Origin of the sequence: Streptomyces regalis (assembly GCF_001509475.1) — a bacterium.
GTDB classification, from domain to species: domain Bacteria; phylum Actinomycetota; class Actinomycetes; order Streptomycetales; family Streptomycetaceae; genus Streptomyces; species Streptomyces regalis.
This window is the reverse complement of the sequence record NZ_LLZG01000254.1, coordinates 44,605-61,307: the sequence shown is the minus strand read 5'-3', so window position 1 is coordinate 61,307 and position 16,703 is coordinate 44,605. Positions and strand designations below refer to the sequence as shown.

13 protein-coding genes are annotated in these 16,703 nt (G+C 69.8%); 12 read left to right on the top strand and 1 reads right to left on the bottom strand.

All coding sequences use genetic code 11. The features are described 5' to 3' along the window. Positions 1-158: 158 nt before the first annotated feature. The 7 genes from ADL12_RS25000 to ADL12_RS24970 all read left to right on the top strand — a co-directional run bounded on the left by ADL12_RS25000 (position 159) and on the right by ADL12_RS24970 (position 11,328). Positions 159-1,070 (top strand): carbohydrate ABC transporter permease, encoded by a 912-nt coding sequence (locus tag ADL12_RS25000; RefSeq protein WP_381106598.1) that lies wholly within the window; start codon positions 159-161, stop codon positions 1,068-1,070. Beyond that, positions 1,063-1,959, top strand: a complete 897-nt coding sequence (locus ADL12_RS24995; RefSeq protein ID WP_062705352.1) for a carbohydrate ABC transporter permease — start codon at positions 1,063-1,065, stop codon at positions 1,957-1,959. The genes ADL12_RS25000 and ADL12_RS24995 overlap by 8 nt, the downstream gene beginning before the upstream one ends. Before the next feature lie 102 nt (positions 1,960-2,061). Continuing rightward, the gene (locus ADL12_RS24990; RefSeq protein WP_062705350.1) at positions 2,062-3,366 is read left to right on the top strand and encodes an ABC transporter substrate-binding protein; all 1,305 of its coding nucleotides are present in this window, start codon (positions 2,062-2,064) and stop codon (positions 3,364-3,366) included. An 88-nt stretch (positions 3,367-3,454) separates the two neighbouring features. Continuing rightward, positions 3,455-4,570 (top strand): Gfo/Idh/MocA family protein, encoded by a 1,116-nt coding sequence (locus tag ADL12_RS24985; RefSeq protein ID WP_062705347.1) that lies wholly within the window; start codon positions 3,455-3,457, stop codon positions 4,568-4,570. After that, entirely contained in the window at positions 4,567-5,505 is a 939-nt protein-coding gene (locus tag ADL12_RS24980; RefSeq protein ID WP_062705346.1) for a DUF6807 domain-containing protein, read from the top strand. The genes ADL12_RS24985 and ADL12_RS24980 overlap by 4 nt, the downstream gene beginning before the upstream one ends. A 412-nt stretch (positions 5,506-5,917) precedes the next feature. Beyond that, entirely contained in the window at positions 5,918-7,159 is a 1,242-nt protein-coding gene (locus tag ADL12_RS24975; RefSeq protein ID WP_062705344.1) for a sensor histidine kinase, read from the top strand. A gap of 437 nt (positions 7,160-7,596) precedes the next feature. Then, positions 7,597-11,328 carry an nSTAND1 domain-containing NTPase gene (locus tag ADL12_RS24970; protein ID WP_062705341.1) on the top strand — a complete coding sequence of 1,244 codons (3,732 nt, stop codon included), beginning with the start codon at positions 7,597-7,599 and terminating at the stop codon, positions 11,326-11,328. 13 nt (positions 11,329-11,341) lie between these two features. Here ADL12_RS24970 and ADL12_RS54220 read toward each other — a convergent pair whose 3' ends face one another. Further along, positions 11,342-11,494, bottom strand: a complete 153-nt coding sequence (locus ADL12_RS54220; RefSeq protein WP_159053283.1) for a hypothetical protein — start codon at positions 11,492-11,494, stop codon at positions 11,342-11,344. A gap of 509 nt (positions 11,495-12,003) precedes the next feature. Between ADL12_RS54220 and ADL12_RS54215 the strand changes: the two genes are divergently transcribed. From ADL12_RS54215 to ADL12_RS24950, 5 genes are all read left to right on the top strand, one after another. Next, a complete protein-coding gene (locus ADL12_RS54215; protein ID WP_159053282.1) occupies positions 12,004-12,144 on the top strand; it encodes a hypothetical protein in 141 nt (46 codons plus the stop codon). Between the two features lie 99 nt (positions 12,145-12,243). Beyond that, entirely contained in the window at positions 12,244-13,521 is a 1,278-nt protein-coding gene (locus ADL12_RS24965; RefSeq protein ID WP_062705339.1) for a glycosyltransferase, read from the top strand. Then, the gene (locus tag ADL12_RS24960) at positions 13,518-14,915 is read left to right on the top strand and encodes a hypothetical protein (RefSeq protein WP_244188041.1); all 1,398 of its coding nucleotides are present in this window, start codon (positions 13,518-13,520) and stop codon (positions 14,913-14,915) included. Before ADL12_RS24965 ends, ADL12_RS24960 begins: the two co-directional genes overlap by 4 nt. Before the next feature lie 91 nt (positions 14,916-15,006). Beyond that, positions 15,007-15,264 carry an acyl-CoA thioesterase family protein gene (locus tag ADL12_RS24955; RefSeq protein ID WP_062705337.1) on the top strand — a complete coding sequence of 86 codons (258 nt, stop codon included), beginning with the start codon at positions 15,007-15,009 and terminating at the stop codon, positions 15,262-15,264. Between the two features lie 445 nt (positions 15,265-15,709). Continuing rightward, positions 15,710-16,471, top strand: a complete 762-nt coding sequence (locus tag ADL12_RS24950; RefSeq protein WP_062705406.1) for a ribosome-inactivating family protein — start codon at positions 15,710-15,712, stop codon at positions 16,469-16,471. Positions 16,472-16,703: the final 232 nt, after the last annotated feature.

Sequence of the window (16,703 nt, the reverse complement as noted above, 5' to 3'; positions counted from 1 at the left end):
CAGAGACTACACACTCTTGACGTAAAAAGTGATCGTTCACTATGGTCCTCGCAACCCACAAAGTGAACGATCACTTTTCGGGTGACGCGGGGTCCGGGACGGGCCCGCACCACTGTGTTTCCGATGCCGCCGCTCAAGGGAGCAGTGCCGTGAGCTCCATCAACGAACTACGCCGGCTGCGCGGGTCCCAAAAGGGCGCGCGACAGCAGAACAAGGCGGCGTTCTTCTTCCTACTGCCATGGTTCGTCGGGCTCTTCGGGATCACTCTCGGCCCGATGCTGGCCTCGCTCTACCTCAGCTTCACCAAGTACAACCTGTTGCAGCCGCCGCAGTTCAACGGAGTCGAGAACTGGACGCGCATGCTCGATGACGAGCGTCTGCACAAGTCGCTCGAAGTTACGTTCAGCTACGTCCTCGTCTCCGTCCCGCTGCAGCTGGCGATGGCCCTCGGGCTCGCCCTGGTGCTGGACAAGGGAGTACGGGGTCTTGCCTTCTACCGCTCCGTCTTCTATCTGCCGTCCCTGATCGGCGGCAGCGTGGCGATCGCCGTGCTGTGGCGCGCGATGTTCGGGACCAACGGCCTTGTCAACGAGGCCCTGGCCCTCGTCGGTGTCCAGGGGCAGGGCTGGATCTCGGAGCCGGGAACGGCGCTGTCGACCCTCGTCGTCCTGAACGTCTGGACCTTCGGCTCCCCCATGGTGATCTTCCTCGCCGGGCTGCGGCAGATTCCGACCTCCCTCTACGAGGCGGCCTCCGTCGACGGCGCGAAGCGCTGGCGCCAGTTCCGCAGCATCACCATTCCGCTGCTGACACCCATCATCTTCTTCAACCTGGTGCTGCAGATCATCCACGCCTTCCAGACCTTCACCCAGGCCTTCGTGGTCTCCGGTGGCACCGGAGGCCCCGCCGACTCCACCCTCTTCTTCTCGCTGTACCTGTACCAGCGCGGGTTCGGCCACTTCGACATGGGATACGCGTCCGCGCTCGCGTGGGTCCTGCTCCTCATCGTCGCGGCCTTCACCGCCGTCAACTTCTGGGCCTCAAAGTACTGGGTGTTCTACGATGACTGACCGCACCACAGCCGTACCCCCCGCGCTGCCCGCCCCCCACCCCCACGCGATACGCCGGATCAGACGCGCGGTGCGCGCCCCTCTCAAACACTGCCTGCTGGCTCTCTGCGCCCTGACGATGCTCTACCCCGTCCTGTGGATGGTGGTCAGCTCGCTGCGGCCCAACAACCAGATCTTCCGCAGCGCGGGACTCGCCCTGACACACCCGCACTTCGAGAACTACAGCAACGGCTGGAACGCCTTCTCCCAACCGTTCAGCCACTACATGATCAACTCAGCAATCGTCGTGACCGGCGCGATCCTCGGGAACCTCCTCGCCTGTTCCCTGGCCGCATACGCGTTCGCGAGGCTGGAATTCCGGGCGAAGCGCGTCTGGTTCGCCGTCATGCTCGTCACCATCATGCTGCCGATCCACGTGATCATCGTGCCGCAGTACGTCCTGTTCTCGGAGCTCGGCTGGGTCAACACGTTCCTGCCCCTGATCGTGCCGAAGTTCCTGGCGACCGACGCCTTCTTCATCTTCCTGATGGTGCAGTTCATCCGGGGCATCCCGCGCGAGATCGACGAGGCCGCACGGATCGACGGAGCCGGGCACGCGCGGATCTTCTTCTCCCTCATCCTCCCGCTAATGGTCCCGGCGCTGGCGACCACCGCGATCTTCACCTTCATCTGGACCTGGAACGACTTCTACACCCAGCTCATTTATCTGACCGACCCGGACATGTACACCACACCTCTCGCGCTGCGCACCTTCGTCGACCAGCAGACCGCGACGGACTGGGGCTCGGTGTTCGCCATGAGTGTCGTGTCGCTCGTACCCGTCTTCCTCGTCTTCCTCGCTGGACAGCGCTTCCTGCTGCGAGGCATCGCGACCACCGGCGGCAAGTGACTGCGGGGGCTACTGCCGGACATGCGGAGGCGACCGAGTCATGACCACTCGGGAACACCGCAGCCATCAACCTGACCCACCCATCAGGCACAGGAGAAGCACATGAAAGCCAGCCCCTTCAGACGCGTCGCGATCGGAGCGGTCGCCTCACTCTCGCTCGCGCTGACCGCCTGCTCCGGCAGCAGCACCGGATCCGCTCCCGACCTCAGCGACAAGCCGGTCACCATCCGCGCCACCTGGTGGGGAGCGGACGCCCGCGCTCAGCTCACTGACGAGGTCATCGCGGCGTTCGAGAAGAAGTACCCCAACATCAAGGTCAAGGGCCAGTACAAGGACTGGAACGGCTACTGGGACGCGCTCGCCACGACGACCGCGGCCAAGGACTCCCCCGACGTCGTCCAGATGGACGAGCTGTATCTCGCGTCGTACGCCGACCGCGGAGCGCTGTACGACCTCGGCAAGGCCAAGAAGCTCCTCAGCACCTCGCAGTTCGACGACCAGGCCCTGGCCACCGGGCAGGTCGATGGAACGCAGTACGCGCTTCCCGTCGGCGTCGGCGTCCTGTCCATCCTCGTGAACACCGACCTGTTCAAGAAGTACGGCGTGAAGGTTCCCGACGACAAGACATGGACGTGGGACGACTACGCCAAGATCGGGAAGGAGCTGACGGACAAGAGTGGCGGCAAGATCCATGGTGCGGCCGGCGCCCCCGGCTTCTCCGCCGGCGATGTCAAGTACTGGGCTCGTCAGCACGGTGAGAACCTCTTCGACAAGGACGGCAACGTCTCGCTGAAGCCCGAGACGCTCGCCGGGATGTGGAAGTACGGTCTGGACCTGACCTCCTCGGGGGCCAGCGTCAAGGCGTCGACGATGGTCGAAGACCTGACCGCGGGTGTCACCGCCGGCAGCTTCGCCACCGGCAAGGCGGCCATGATGGGGGTGTACAACACCCAGATCACCGCAATCCAGCAGGCCACGGGCGCCCAGGTGCAACTGCTGCAGATGCCCCGCGTCGGCAACACCAAGGCGAACTTCTTCAAGCCCTCGATGTACTGGGCGGTCTCCAGCCAGAGCAAGCACCCGGCCGAGGCAGCCGCGTTCGTCAACTTCGTGCTCAACGACCAGAAGGCCGCCGACATCCTCAAGACGGAGCGCGGAATCCCCGCCAACAAGGAGATGCTGAAGCACCTGCAGCCGACTCTGGCCGGGACCGACAAGGCAGCGGCCGACTACATGAACGCGGTGACCCCGGGTGAGTCGCCGGTCGTGACCCCCAACGGCGGAAGCGGCATCGAGCCGGAGCTGCAGCGCTACAGCCAGGAGGTCTACTTCAAGAAGACCTCGCCCGACGCCGCCGCGAAGGCCTTCATCAAGGAACTCCAGGGCGAGATCGACGCGGCCAAGTGACCTCCTTCCGGGGGCCGTCGCCGCTGCCCACGGCCCCCGGGAGCCCCCACGAGAAGTGGGTCAGGAAACCAAGAGAGAGAAAACACCCATGCCCAGCCCCCGGCCGCCGTACCGCGTGGCCATCATCGGCACCGGCGGTATCGCCCACGCTCATGCCGAAGCCCTCACCGAACTCTCCGAACGCGCCCGGCTGGTCGCCGTCGCCGACCTCGACCCCACCCGTGCCGCCGAGTTCGCCGACCGATTCTCCGTGCCGCACGTCTTCAACGACCCGCAGGCTCTGCTGGAGAGCGAAGACCTCGATCTCGTACACATCTGTACGCCCCCGCAGACCCACGTACCGCTGGCAACCACGGTGATGCGGGCCGGCGTCACCGCCTTGGTGGAGAAGCCGACGGCACTGAGCCTGCGCGAGATGGACCAACTGGCCACGGTGCAGGAAGAGACCGGCTCCAAGGTCCTGACCGTCTTCCAGCACCGCTACGGCGCGGCGGCGGTACGCCTGCGCCGGCTGGCCGGCTCCGGCGCACTGGGCCGGCCACTGGTCGCCACCTGCGAGACCCTCTGGTACCGGCCCGACGCATACTTCGAGGTGCCGTGGCGGGGGCGCTGGGACGTCGAGGGCGGCGGCCCCACGATGGGACACGGCATCCACCAGTTCGACCTCATGCTGTCGGTCCTCGGCCCCTGGTCCCAGATCACCGCACTCGCCGAGCGCCAGGCCCGGCCCACGGACACCGAGGACGTCTCGATCGCCGCCGTCCGGTTCGACAACGGGGCCCTCGCCACGGTGGTCAACTCCCTGCTGTCCCCCCGGGAGACCTCGCGTCTGCGCTTCGACTTCGAACACGCCACGGTCGAACTCGAACACCTCTACGGCTACCGCGAGGAACACTGGCGGTTCACGCCGGCCCCCGGCCGCGAGGATCTCTCGGACCTCTGGACCGACGGTGACGAGCCGGACGTCACGAGCGGCCACAGGCTCCAGATCGAGGCCGTGTTCGACGCCTGGGAGACCGGAAAGGAACCCGGCGTCTGTCTGCAAGACGCGCGCCGCACGCTGGAGTTCGCGGCGGCGACGTACGCCTCCGCCTTCCGCGGTGTCCCCGTCGCCGCGGGCGAACTGACCGACGACGACCCGTTCGCGGTCAGTATGGACGGCGGCGCCGTGCCGTGGGAACCGGTCAAGGAGGCCCTCGTATGAACGCTCTTGAGATCCGCCACGACCTCGGTACCTCGGTCACCGTCCGCGACGGCGGCACCGAGTTGTTCCGCTACGTGTACCAGCCGGACACCGTCCAACTGGAATCGCCCAAGCCCTACATCCACCCCCTGCGCACCCGGGCCGGCAAGGTGGTCAGCCTGTTCCGTCCTCACGACCACGTGTGGCACAAGGGCATCGCATGGTCCCTGCCCCACGTCGGCGAGGAGAACTTCTGGGGCGGTCCCACGTACATCCACGGACGCTTCTACGTCCAGCTGGAGAACAACGGAACCCAGGCGCACCGCCGGGTCGTCGACCTGGACAGGGCCGACGGGACGGCGACGTTCGCCCACGACCTGGACTGGACCACCCAGTCCGGCGCGTTGTTCTTCACCGAACGCAGGACACTGCGAGCGAGCCTGATCTCCCCGCACGCCTGGGCGTTGACGTTCGAGACGCGGATGACGAACGTCTCCGGAACGGACGTCGCCATGGGATCGCCGACCACCAAGGGACGGGAGAACGCCGGCTACGGCGGCCTGTTCTGGCGGGGCCCTCGGTCGTTCACCGGCGGGCAGTTCGTGACCGAGGAAGGCCTGGGCGGTGACGAGGTCCGCGGGCGGCGCATGGAGTGGATGGGCTTCGCGGGCCGCCACGACGAGACGGACGCGCAGTCGCTCGTGCTCATGGTCGACGACGCGGCCAACCCGAGTCACCCGCCGCAGTGGTTCGCCCGATCAGAGGAGTTCGCCTGTCTCAACCCGGCACCGTTCTTCAGCGAGGAACTGGCCATCGAGGACGGCGCGACCGTGCGATTCCGTTATGGGGTGGGTATCGCTGACGCCGAGGCGAGCGCGGCTCCCGCACTCGCGGACGCGGTGCGCGAGACGCTCGCGCGTTCCGACGCGATCACCGCTGCCGGGGAATCCGCATGAGCACCACGGGATGGCAGCCGAAGTGCTGGGCGGGCCCGGCACTTCGGCTTGCTCCGTCAACGAACCATGGCCGGTGCCCGCGCCCTGGGCGCGCCGGGGCGTCCGTCGTCCGTCATGGTGCCCCGCAGCGGGTGCGGACCGAGGTCCAGGTCACGGCGGCCCGGGTGGCGGACGCGTGCTTGTGGGGGTGGATGAGGCTGTGGCGGCCGACAGCCGACCGTGCGGGTCACGGTGGCGGAAGCGACGGCTGGGACAGCCAGTACCGGACAGGGCTGAGGCGGACATCGCCCACCTTCCTCGCGGGATCCCGCTCACGCATCGGTCATTCGGCCACAGTTACGGCGTCCCCCGCTTGGGCGGTGATGGCCGTTCGGCCGATCCGGCCGGGCCGCGGGGTGTTTACTGTGGCGCCGTGAACTCCTGGCACCTGATCGACCGACCGGACGCGCCGCACGTCCGTCGGCTCGGAAGGCTGCACGCGGTCGGCGTGGCCCTGATGATCCTCGCGGCCGGCACGGACCTGCTGGAAGCGGGCCTCGCGGCATTGGACAGGCCGGGTGGATACGGCGTGACACCGTGGCTGCAGCCCGCCGCAGTGCTACCGCTCTGCCTGGCCGCGGTGCTCTGGCCCGCCGCCAGGCGGCCTGCGTGGGCCAGTCCTGCGCTGCGCATCGCCGTACCCGCCGGGGCCTCGGTTGCGTTGACGGTGGTCGCTGTCCTGGCCGACTGGCAGATGGCGTTCGGCCTGGGGGAAGTGGCGTGCCTGCTGTGCCTGTTGCTGGTTGCGGTCCGTTCCTGTCCCGGGTGGTGGGCGGCGGCGTGCGGGGGGCTGTGCGGCGTGGCCGTCGTCGCCCTGCCCGCCAGGCTTCCCACGGACTCCACCGGAGCCGGAGGATTCGGGCCGGCGCTCCTGTTTCCGGTCATGGTGACCGTCGGACTGGGCGGCTACCTGCGCTTCCTCGATCACCGCCGCCGCGTGATGGTCAACAGGACCCGCCGCAGTGAACGCCTGGCGATGGCCGCCGACCTGCACGACTTCGTCGCCCATCACGTCACCGGGGTCCTGGTCCAGGCGCAGGTGGCCCAGATGATGACCACCGACCCGGACCAACTGCGCCCCGTGCTGCGGAACATCGAAACTTCCGCAACCGAGGCCCTGGCCTCCATGCGGCGCACCGTCGGCCTATTGCGCGAGGCGCCGGACGACAGCGCCACAGCCGGCAGCGCGAGCCGTCCGCTCGGTGATCTGGCGGCGCTCCTGGGCCTGGTCGAGGGCTTCGGCGGTCCCGTCGGCCCGAAAGTCGTTGTGCACCGTGATCCCGCCGTACCCGACGACCTCCCGCCCGAGGTACAGGCAGCCGCATACCGTGTCGTCCAGGAAGCCCTGACCAACGTGCGCCGCCACGCCGCCGACGCCACCGAGGTCACTGTGGAGCTGGTCCACGACGGCCGCGTGCTGACGGTGACCGTGCGCGACGACGGCCGCGGCGGCACCTGGCTCCCGCAGGCCGCGCGGGGCGGCGGCTTCGGTCTCGTCGGCCTCACCGAACGCGTCACCGCACTCGGCGGCGAACTGCGCACCGGTCCCCGCCTCACGGCCCAGGGGTGGGAGGTCACGGCGGTGCTGCCGACGGCCTCATCAGCCAGGGCGTGACGTGTCGGCGGCCTGATTGACGTGACGCAGGCTCGGGGGGCATGGCTGGGTCGAACGCCGTCGTGTGCGCCGTTCATGCCGCTCAGCTCGGTCTAGGCGTTTTTGAGGCTGGAGGCGGCCGAGCGGTTCGGGTGCGGTGATGAGGCCGAGCGGGGCCAGGACCTCGGCGACCTGCTCGCGCAGGGCCTCGGCCTGGTGGGCCTCCTGGTTGTCAGGTGATCGCTCGGCAATGAGAGCGCCGAGGCGGGACCGGGCCCGGCAACCCAGGAATTGTCAGCCATCCCTCCTCTCATCAGGGAAAACAAACTCAGCACCGCTGGTACGAACAACTTCTCCGGCGAACATCACAGTCGGAAAGGGTTCTCGCCCGAGGAGGACGAAAAGTACCTTGTGCTGCTGATCAGCATGTTCTTCTTGTATGCGAAAGAGGCTTCGCCATGGGGCGCCCCGAACTACCGGTCGACCCGGCGACCGGTCCCGTGCAGCGACTCGCCCACGATCTTCGGGAGCTGCGCCGCTCGGCGGGTGGCGTGTCGTACCGGGCCATGGCGAAGAAGGCCGGCTTCTCGGTGACGACCCTGGCGAAAGCGGCGAGCGGCGAGCGGCTGCCGTCGCTGGCCGTGCTCCAGGCGTACGTCCAGGCATGCGGCGCCGACCCCGTTCCCTGGGAGGCACGGTGGGCGGAGGCCGAGGCGCTGGCCGGGGAGGAGAGGCAGGAGGATGCCGACGCCGCCCCTCCCTACCGTGGCCTCGCGCGTTTCGAGCCGGACGACCGTGAGCTGTTCTTCGGCCGGGACCGGCTGATCGACGAGCTGAGCGAGCTGGGGTCCGGGTCCCCGTTCGCCGTGGTGTTCGGGGCGTCCGGCAGCGGCAAATCCTCCCTGCTGCGGGCCGGTCTGATTCCCCTGCTGCGGGAGAAGATCGCGGAGCAGGGGCGTACGGCGGTCCTTCGGATCCTCACTCCGGGAGCCCGGCCCGCCACCACCTACGGCCATCTGCTGACGCCCGAGGCCGACGAACCGGAGAGCTGGGTGGTGGTCGATCAGTTCGAGGAGGTCTTCACCCTCTGCCGCGAGCGCGCCGAGCGTGACCGCTTCCTCGACCTTCTGCTCGCCGCGCGTGACCCGGGCAGCCGACTGCGGGTGCTCATCGCCGTACGGTCCGACTTCTATGCGCGGTGCGCCGAGCACCCGCGACTGGCGGAGGCGCTGCACGCGAGCGGGCTCCTGGTCAGGCCGATGACCGCCGACGAGCTGCGCGAGGCGGTGGTCGGTCCCGCGCAGGCGGCCGGGCTCATCGTGGAGCGGACACTGACCGCGCGGATCGTCGAGGACGTGCTCGACGAGCCCGGCGGACTGCCGATGCTGTCCCACGCCCTGTTGGAGACCTGGCGGCGGCGCAAGGGACGGATGCTGACCCTGGCCGCGTATGAAGCGGCCGGCGGGGTACGCGGCGCGATCGCGGCCAGTGCCGAGGAGGCGTACGGGGAACTCTCACCGGCGCAGGCGCACGCCGCCCGGCACCTGCTCCTGCGGATGGTCGAGCCCGGCCAGGGCAACGCCGACACGCGCCGCCCGCTCAGCTGGGAGGAAATGGCCGGGTGGGAGGACCCCGAAGTGCGAGCCGTCGTCGGGCGGCTGGCCCAGGCGCGGCTGCTGACCACCGACGACGACGGAGTGCAGCTCGCCCACGAGGCGCTCATCACCTGCTGGCCGCGGCTGCGCGAGTGGATCGACGCGGACCGGGAGCGGCTGCGCCACCACCGGCAGCTGACCGACGCCGCCCGCACCTGGCTGGAGCACGACCGCGACCCGGGCACGCTCTACCGGGGCACCCGCCTGGCGCGGGCCGAGGAACTGTTCGCGGGCGAGGACCGCGGCTACGACGGTCTGACGTCCGAGGAGTCGGCCTTCCTCATCACCGCGGCGGAGCAGCGGGCGGCGGAGGAGCGGGCCGCCACCCGGGCCCGGCGCCGGAGCCGCACGCTCACGGCCTCGCTCTGCGCCGTGCTGGCGGTGGCCCTGGTCGTCGGCCTGACCGCCGTGCGACTGCGTCAGGACAGCGAGAAGCAGACCACCGACACGGCGGCCCGCCGGGTGGCCGCGGTCGCCGACGCGCTGCGTACCACCGACCCACGCACCGCGATGCTGCTCGGCGTCGCCGCATGGCGCATCTCTCCGCTTCCGGAATCCCGCCGAGCCCTGCTGGGCGCGCTGGCCCAGCCCGAACTGGACAACTTCACCGACCCGGCGCCCGGTGACACACCGGAGCGGTACCTCGACGTCTCCGGGCGCACTCTGCTCAGCATCAGCGACGGCACCTGGCGAACGTGGGATGTAGGCACCCACCGCCGTATCACCTCGGGGCCGGTACCTCACGGGGCGGTGCTCGCCGCGGCTCCGGGCGGCCGGGTGCTCGTCATCCAGACCGCTGACAGGACCCAGCGGCTGTGGGACACCCGAACGAGGCGCTGGATCGGGGATCTCCTGCCGTTCAGGGACACCGTGCGCTTCGGGGCGAGTGGCCGCAACTACCTGGTGAGGAGACCGGACGACGACCGGGCCGGGCTCTACTCCGTCACCGACGGCCATCTGGTCTTCCGGACCCCGTCGGCCGGCAGGGGGGAGCTCACCCACGCAGCGGCCGACGACGACCGGCTGCTGGCCGTCTGCCCGCGCGGCCGGGCCCCGCAGGTCTGGGACACCTCCGCGCGCAGCGTCCGCTCCGGCGCCTGGACGAGCGCTCGCGGCGTCTGTGGTGACGACACCGACACCCTCCTGGGCCTCACCGGCGGCCGGCTCCTCGCTCTCGCCGGGGACCGGGTGCGTGTATGGGACACCACGTCGGGACGAGAGCTCGCCGACGTCGCCCACCCGGGTGCCCTTTCGGCCGTCGTGAGCGCGGACGGCTCGTTTCTGGCAACCGGCGGCGGCCAGGAGATCAGAGTGTGGCGTCTGTCCCAGGGCGGCGCCCCCGTTTTCCGGCACTCCCTGGACAACGAGTCGCTCTCCGGTCTCGCCTGGGACTCCTCGCGGCCCCTGCTGCGGTACCTCGAAGGGGGCACGGTCCACACCCTCGACCTCACCACGACGCTCACCCGCACCTGGCGCAAGAGTCCGCTCACCGGGGTCCGGCTCAGCCCCGACGGCAGGACGCTCGCCACCGCCGAACCTATCGGTGACCGCTACGTCTTCCGGCTGCGGAGCACACGCGACGGCCGTCTGCTGCGCACCCTGCCGGACCCGTCTCATCCCGTCTTCCGCACCGGCATACCGACGGTCCCCGCGGACGTCACCAAGCCCTTGCTGTCCTTCAGCCCCGACGGCGGCGTGTTCGCGTACGGAGTCTCCGCCGCCGGCTGGGACACGGTGCCTCAGCGTCTGACGGTGTGGGACGTGGCCGCCGGACGGGCGAAGACCACTGTGGACCTGGCGACGGCGTCCGCGATGCCGCCGGACGCGATCGCCCTGGGACCGGGCGGTCGTACGCTCCTCACCGCACGTCTGACCGACGACGGCTACTTCAACGAGACATGGGACACCACGCAGCGGCGGAGGGCGTCGCTCCTCCCCGGCCCGGCCGGCCGTCATCTGGCCGTCAGCCGAGACGGCGGGCTCCTCGTGACCGACAACCGCGTCGTCCGAGCAGGCCGGTCCCACGCCCATGACCTCGTCCAGCACGACGACATCGCAGCGATCGCCTTCGCTCCCGACGGCTCCGGACTGGCGGCCGGCGACGGGACAGGGCGGGTGGCCCTCTGGGACGGCGCCCTCCGGCACCGAGCGGGCATCCTGAGGAACGTCTTTCTGGCGCCCGTCGATCCGTCCTCCGACTCAGCCGAGACGATCACGGCCCTCGCATTCAGTCCGGACGGCAGCACGCTCGCCGTGGGCGGCGACGCGGGCACCGTCCAACTCTGGGACATCTCGACCCAGCAACCTCTCGGTCCTTCTCTGCCCACCTCCGGTGAGAGCGTCGACACGCTCGCCTTCAGCCCGGACAGCACCATGCTGTACGCGGGCGGCGAGCACGTCCCGCTCCAGCGGTACGTCGTGGATCCTGACCGAGCGGTGTCCCTCGTCTGCTCCCGTGCCGGGAACGCGGAGCTGACCCGGGCGCAGTGGCGCACCTATGTTCCGGACCGGCCGTACAGGCGGGTCTGCCCCTGACCGGCTCGGTGGATCATGAAAGTGGCCGGGTCAGCAGTGCGATCCAGCCCCGGGACTCGCGCCAGTACGGCGCGAACCAGTACCCGCCTGCCTTCCTTGCTGCTTCCGCTGACGTGGTGGTGGCGCCGGCGGTCCTGCCCACCTCCCACTTCTCGGTCTGCGACATGCCGTGGAGAGGGGATCAGCGCGAGGGACAGGGCCGATGTCAGCACGGCCGTTCGGCGGCGGCCGACATTCCGGATCTTCATTGACCGCTCTCCCGCCGGATTTCTCGACCCGTTGATCAGGGCGGGCTGCTGCCCCGGCCGAGGGGGAAGTCCGGACCGGGGCAGCGACGGGTCGATCGTCAAGGGCCCGGGAGTTGTCCCTCCCACCATCCCACCGTCAAACAGTCCCCCTCGCCCGCGACCCACCGCCGACGGCCGGCGTGATCCCGCCTCGCCGAAGTCCTCAGCGCCGGGTCCGGTGTCGTACGGCCTTGGCCTTCAGCGCCGTCCCAGAGCGTGAGGCGACGGCGGCCGCCTGGTCGCCGGAGCCGAGAACCGTACGCGGGCACCGGGCAAGCAATCTCCAGGGGCGTCCCGGCAGAGGCAGAAGCCTCTGACGCCGGCCAGTCCGCAACCGCCCACCGAATTGTCTGACCTGGCAAAAGGGACGTGCCAAACAACGTTCCGGTTGCGAGCGTCGGTGCAGCAAGGCCGGATCCCGCAGCGACGCCGCACCCGCAAGATCACCGTCGGCTCGGTCGTCACGACCCTGGCGCTGTCGGTCCTCGCGGGGCCTTCGCAGAACGCGGGCGGCAGGGCCCGCCCGTAGCTCCGCCGGCTCTCGCCGGCACGGGTGCGGTCGCCTCGCCGAAGGCGAACACAGTGACACTGACCAGCCACATCACAAGGAAACCGGGGGACGCGGCACGTGCGCATCGCCTTCCTGCTGCACAACGCCTACGCGATGGGCGGCACCGTACGGACGACCATGACACTCGCCGACACGCTCGCCGGGCGACATCAGGTGGAACTCGTGTCGGTCTTCCGGCACCGCGAGAAACCACACCTGGGGCGGTCGCCGGAGGTACCGCTGCGGGCCCTGGTGGACCGGCGCGAGGGATCCGCGGACGCGGCGGACCCTCTCGCCCGGCGGGCAGGAGAGGTCTTCCCGAAGGGGGACAGCCGCTCGCACCAGTACCACCGGCTCGCCGAGCAGCGGGTCATCGACTGGCTGCGGGAGACGGACGCCGACGTCGTCGTGGGCACCAGGGCCGGACTCAACGCGCTGCTGGCCCGGTTCGGGCCACGACATGCCGTACGCGTCGGCCAGGAGCACCTCACCCACGACAACCACCCGCACCGACTGCGGACGGAACTCCAGCGCTGGTACGGCGGTCTCGACGCGCTGGTCACCATGACCGAGGCCGACGCGCGCGACCACCGGCGCGGCATGCGGCTGCCGCGCACCATGGTGCTGGCCATCCCCAACAGCGTTCCCAAACCCTCGGTGCCGCCGGCCGACGCGGCGGCCAAGGTCGTCGTCGCGGCGGGACGGCTGGCCCGCGTCAAGCGATACGAGATGCTGGTCGACGCGTTCGCCCTGGCCGGCGCGGCCTGCCCCGACTGGTCCCTGCGCATCTACGGGGACGGCCCGGAGCGCGCCCGGATAGCCGACCGGATAGCCCACCACGGGCTGGGTGACCGGGTCTTCCTGATGGGTTCGGTCACGCCCATCGAGGCCGAGTGGGTCAAGGGCTCCATCGCCGCGGTGACCTCCGCGCACGAGTCGTTCGGAATGACGATCGTGGAGGCCATGCGCTGCGGCCTGCCCGTGGTGAGCACCGCCTGCCCGCACGGGCCCGGCGAGATCATCCGCCACGGTGTGGACGGCTGCCTCGTCCCGCGCGACAGCACCCGGGGCGTGGCCGACGCGCTGCTGGCACTGATGCGGGACGACGGACTGCGTGCGGAGATGGGCAGGGCCGCCCTAGCCAACGCGGCGAAACGATTCACCCCGGATGGCATCGCCGACCGCTACGAGCGCCTGTTCAGCACACTGGTGCAGGAGCGGGCCGGGCGGTCCGCTCCTCCACCACCCGGCCCGGCCGACTGGCGCGACCGTGCCACCGTGCTCGCCGCCACGGCAGGCATCCTCGCCCGCGGAGCGGTGCGCCGCGGGCGGCGCAAGCTGGGGTGGGTCGGATGAACGCGGATCGCCCAGCGGCCTCGGCACAGCGGATGCTGTGGATCGTGGCCGCCGGGTTCTGTCTGCTGTCGGCCGTCCTCGTACCGCTCACACTGCCGCTCGGATGGGACGAGATCGTGTACGCCAGCCGCTTCGGATCGTACGGTCCCGCAACCCCGTTCAGCGCCCCGCGTACCCGTGGGGTCCCCCTGCTGCTTGCTCCGATCGCCTCCTGGAGCGACTCGACGGTGCTGCTCAGGGTGTGGCTGCTCCTGCTGGCCGGCGGTGCGCTCTGGCTGGGATTCAGGCCCTGGCTGCGCATCGTGCACCGCCCGGCGGCGGTGTGGGTGGCGGCCGGGCTGTACGGCAGCCTGTGGATCACTCTGTTCTACGCCGGTTCCGCGATGCCGAACCACTACACCGCGATGGGTGCCACCGCCGCGGTGGGCTGTTTCCTCGCGCCGCGCCCCCGGTACGCGGGTGTCGCGGCCGGCCTGGCGGTGGTGACCCTGATGCGGCCCAACGACGGTGTGGCCGTCGCCGTGCCGCTGTTCCTGGCCGCCGTACTGATGCCCGCACTGCGCGGCCACGGCCGCCTGAGGGGGCGTCTGTCGGCCGTGGCGGCCGGACTCGTGTCGGGTGCGCTGCCCTGGGTCGTCGAGGCCGAGGTGCGGTTCGGCGGTGTGCGGAACCGGCTCGCGGAGGCCGACGAGGTCCAGGGCGGCCTGCGGGCCGTCTTCTCCCTGGGTGCCCATCTCACCGCGCTGGACGGCCCGCTGCTGTGCCGTCCCTGTACGGGCGACAGCGTACAGCTGCCCGTGACGGAGTGGTGGATGCTGCTACCGCTGCTGGTCGGCCTGGGACTGTGGGCGGAACGCCGGGCGCGCCGGTCCACTGCACCGCTGTGGCTGTCCGTGGCGGTGGCGGCGGCCACGGCGGCGCCATATCTCTTCCTCGTCCCCTACGCCGCGCCGCGGTTCCTGCTGCCGGCCTACGCCCTGCTGGCGCTCCCAGCCGCTGTCGGGCTCCTCGCCGTCGTCCACCGGACCCGCACCCGCCGTTCGCGGCCGACAGCCGCGGTCCTCGCCCTGACACTCCTCGGGCACTGGGGCATCCAGATCGGGCTCGTCCACACCCATGCGGGCATCCAGCAGCGGGCCCGCGGAGACTGGGACCGGATCGCCTCCGTGCTACGCGAGCACGGGGTGCACCCGCCGTGTGTCCTCGCAGGGAACACTTCGACGATTCCCATCGCCCACACCGCCGGCTGCTCTGCCACGGAGACGGACCCCCCGGCGCACCCCAGTGCGCTGGTCCTGCGCGAGCGGAACCCACCGCACTGGGCGCGCGACTGGCAACGTTTTCCGGTGCCGGACACCTACAACCCCGGATGGACCGTCGTCGTGCGTCCATGACGGCCGGCTGTGCGCCTCAGGGCCCGTAGGGCGGTGCAGCTCCCGAGGTCCACTTCGACGCCGGCGGCTTCGAGGTGACACCGCCCCGGCCGTGTCCTTTGGCCGGCTGATCCCTCTCAGCGTCCACTGGGACGAACTGGACGCGCTCGGCCTGCTGGACAACTCCCGCTACCCGCTGCTCGTGGAGCGCGCGTGGCTCGACCTGTGGCAGCAGGACGGTTTCCGCCCCGACGCCAGCGACGCTTTCCAAGTGGTCACGGAACTGCGGGTCCCCTACGAGGTGCCGGTCACCGGCCCCGGTTCATACGCCGTCGATTTGTGGCTGGAGCGGCTGGCACCGCCAGTCTGACCTGTGCTTCCGCTACTGCGGGGCTGACGGTGGCCCCACCCACGCCCACGGCGCTCTACGAAGACCAGCCGTTCCAGCGCCGGTCCCGGGACTCGAACGCCATCACCGCCCACATCCAGGTGAGCCCTGCGACGTGGGAGACGACCGGACGGATCCTCCTGGGTCGCTCCGGGAAGCGTGCGCGGGGCGAGCGCGCGGGCGAGGACTTCGGCCACCGGCGCGAAGAGGCGGGCGGGGCGTCGAGCAGGTTGCCGGGTGGCGTCCTGCACCAGCGTGTCGCCCGCAAGGTAAAGGCGTGGAGCGACGACAGCGTTACGTCCGGACAAGTAATGTGGAACTCGATCCTCCGGAATTGTATGCGGCGGCAAAAGGGGCCTGCCAAACAACCTCCCGGCTGTGAGCGTCGGTCGTGACATCGCTGCACGCCGAACAACCGGAGCACACCATGCCCACCAGCGTCCTGATCGCGGTCGCCTTGTCCGTCCTTCTCGGGATCCTGGTGCTCTTCACAGTGCCCAGGGACACCGAGACATCCGCCTCGACGGCGGCGGACCATGTGACGATCAACGCCGAGACCGTCGCCGGCAAGAAACACGTCGACCTCCCACAGGTCCCCTGGAACATCAACCACGGCTCGGGCGCCTATCTGACCATGCTCGACCAGCTGCGCAACCTCGCCGAGACCTCGGCCGGCGGCCGCGTCATGCCCCACGTCGACACCGAGGTGAACGTCGCCATCACCGGCGACACGGAGAGCCAGAGTTTCGCCGACATCGTGATCAGCAGCGGCAACCACACCCCCGCGGTGCATGCGATCGTACGACTCAGCGACTTCTGCGTCGTGCGGTTCTTCTCCAGCGACACCCCGCACCACTTCGTCCTGAACCTCGCCTCCGACGTCCCCAACCATGAGGACGCCGACGACAACTGGTTCCTCGGCAAGGAGGGCTACGACGCCCTCGCCCGCGTCGCGAACCAGTCGCTGACCGCCGTCAACCTGAACGAGTTCAGCCTTGAGAACAGCCTCAGGGACCTCGGCATCCGCGGCACCGACCGCACCGCCCAGGCGCGCGGCATGCTGCGCTACATCATCGCCATCACCGAGGCCTCCCGGTTCCGCCCCATCGCCAACCGCATCGCGAATGGCATGGACAACGGGTCCGACGTCTTCGTCACCGCACAGCAGGTCGGCCTGATACGTAACTAGGCCGGCATCAGCGATGTCTTCATCGGCCACACCAACCGTTGACGATGACGAACGCCCACATCGCCCAACGCGCCGCGGCCCCGCAAGCACGGTGCCAAGGACGACTGTTCGCTGCCGTCACGCTCCAAGTACACCGGTGTTACACACCTGGGCGCTGCCGGGGCGCCATCGCCTGCGCGCGGAGATCCCGCCTGGTGGAGCAATCGCGGCGGAGCTGCACCCGGCGATTCCA

Excerpts from the sequence above, each read along its gene's own strand:
- ADL12_RS24995 (WP_062705352.1), top strand. The coding sequence starts at position 1,063 with ATGACTGACCGCACCACAGCCGTACCCCCCGCGCTGCCCGCCCCCCAC.
- ADL12_RS24990 (WP_062705350.1), top strand. The coding sequence starts at position 2,062 with ATGAAAGCCAGCCCCTTCAGACGCGTCGCGATCGGAGCGGTCGCCTCA.
- ADL12_RS24985 (WP_062705347.1), top strand. The coding sequence starts at position 3,455 with ATGCCCAGCCCCCGGCCGCCGTACCGCGTGGCCATCATCGGCACCGGC.
- ADL12_RS24980 (WP_062705346.1), top strand. The coding sequence starts at position 4,567 with ATGAACGCTCTTGAGATCCGCCACGACCTCGGTACCTCGGTCACCGTC.
- ADL12_RS24970 (WP_062705341.1), top strand. The coding sequence starts at position 7,597 with ATGGGGCGCCCCGAACTACCGGTCGACCCGGCGACCGGTCCCGTGCAG.
- ADL12_RS54220 (WP_159053283.1), bottom strand. The coding sequence starts at position 11,494 with ATGTCGCAGACCGAGAAGTGGGAGGTGGGCAGGACCGCCGGCGCCACC.
- ADL12_RS24960 (WP_244188041.1), top strand. The coding sequence starts at position 13,518 with ATGAACGCGGATCGCCCAGCGGCCTCGGCACAGCGGATGCTGTGGATC.
- ADL12_RS24950 (WP_062705406.1), top strand. The coding sequence starts at position 15,710 with ATGCCCACCAGCGTCCTGATCGCGGTCGCCTTGTCCGTCCTTCTCGGG.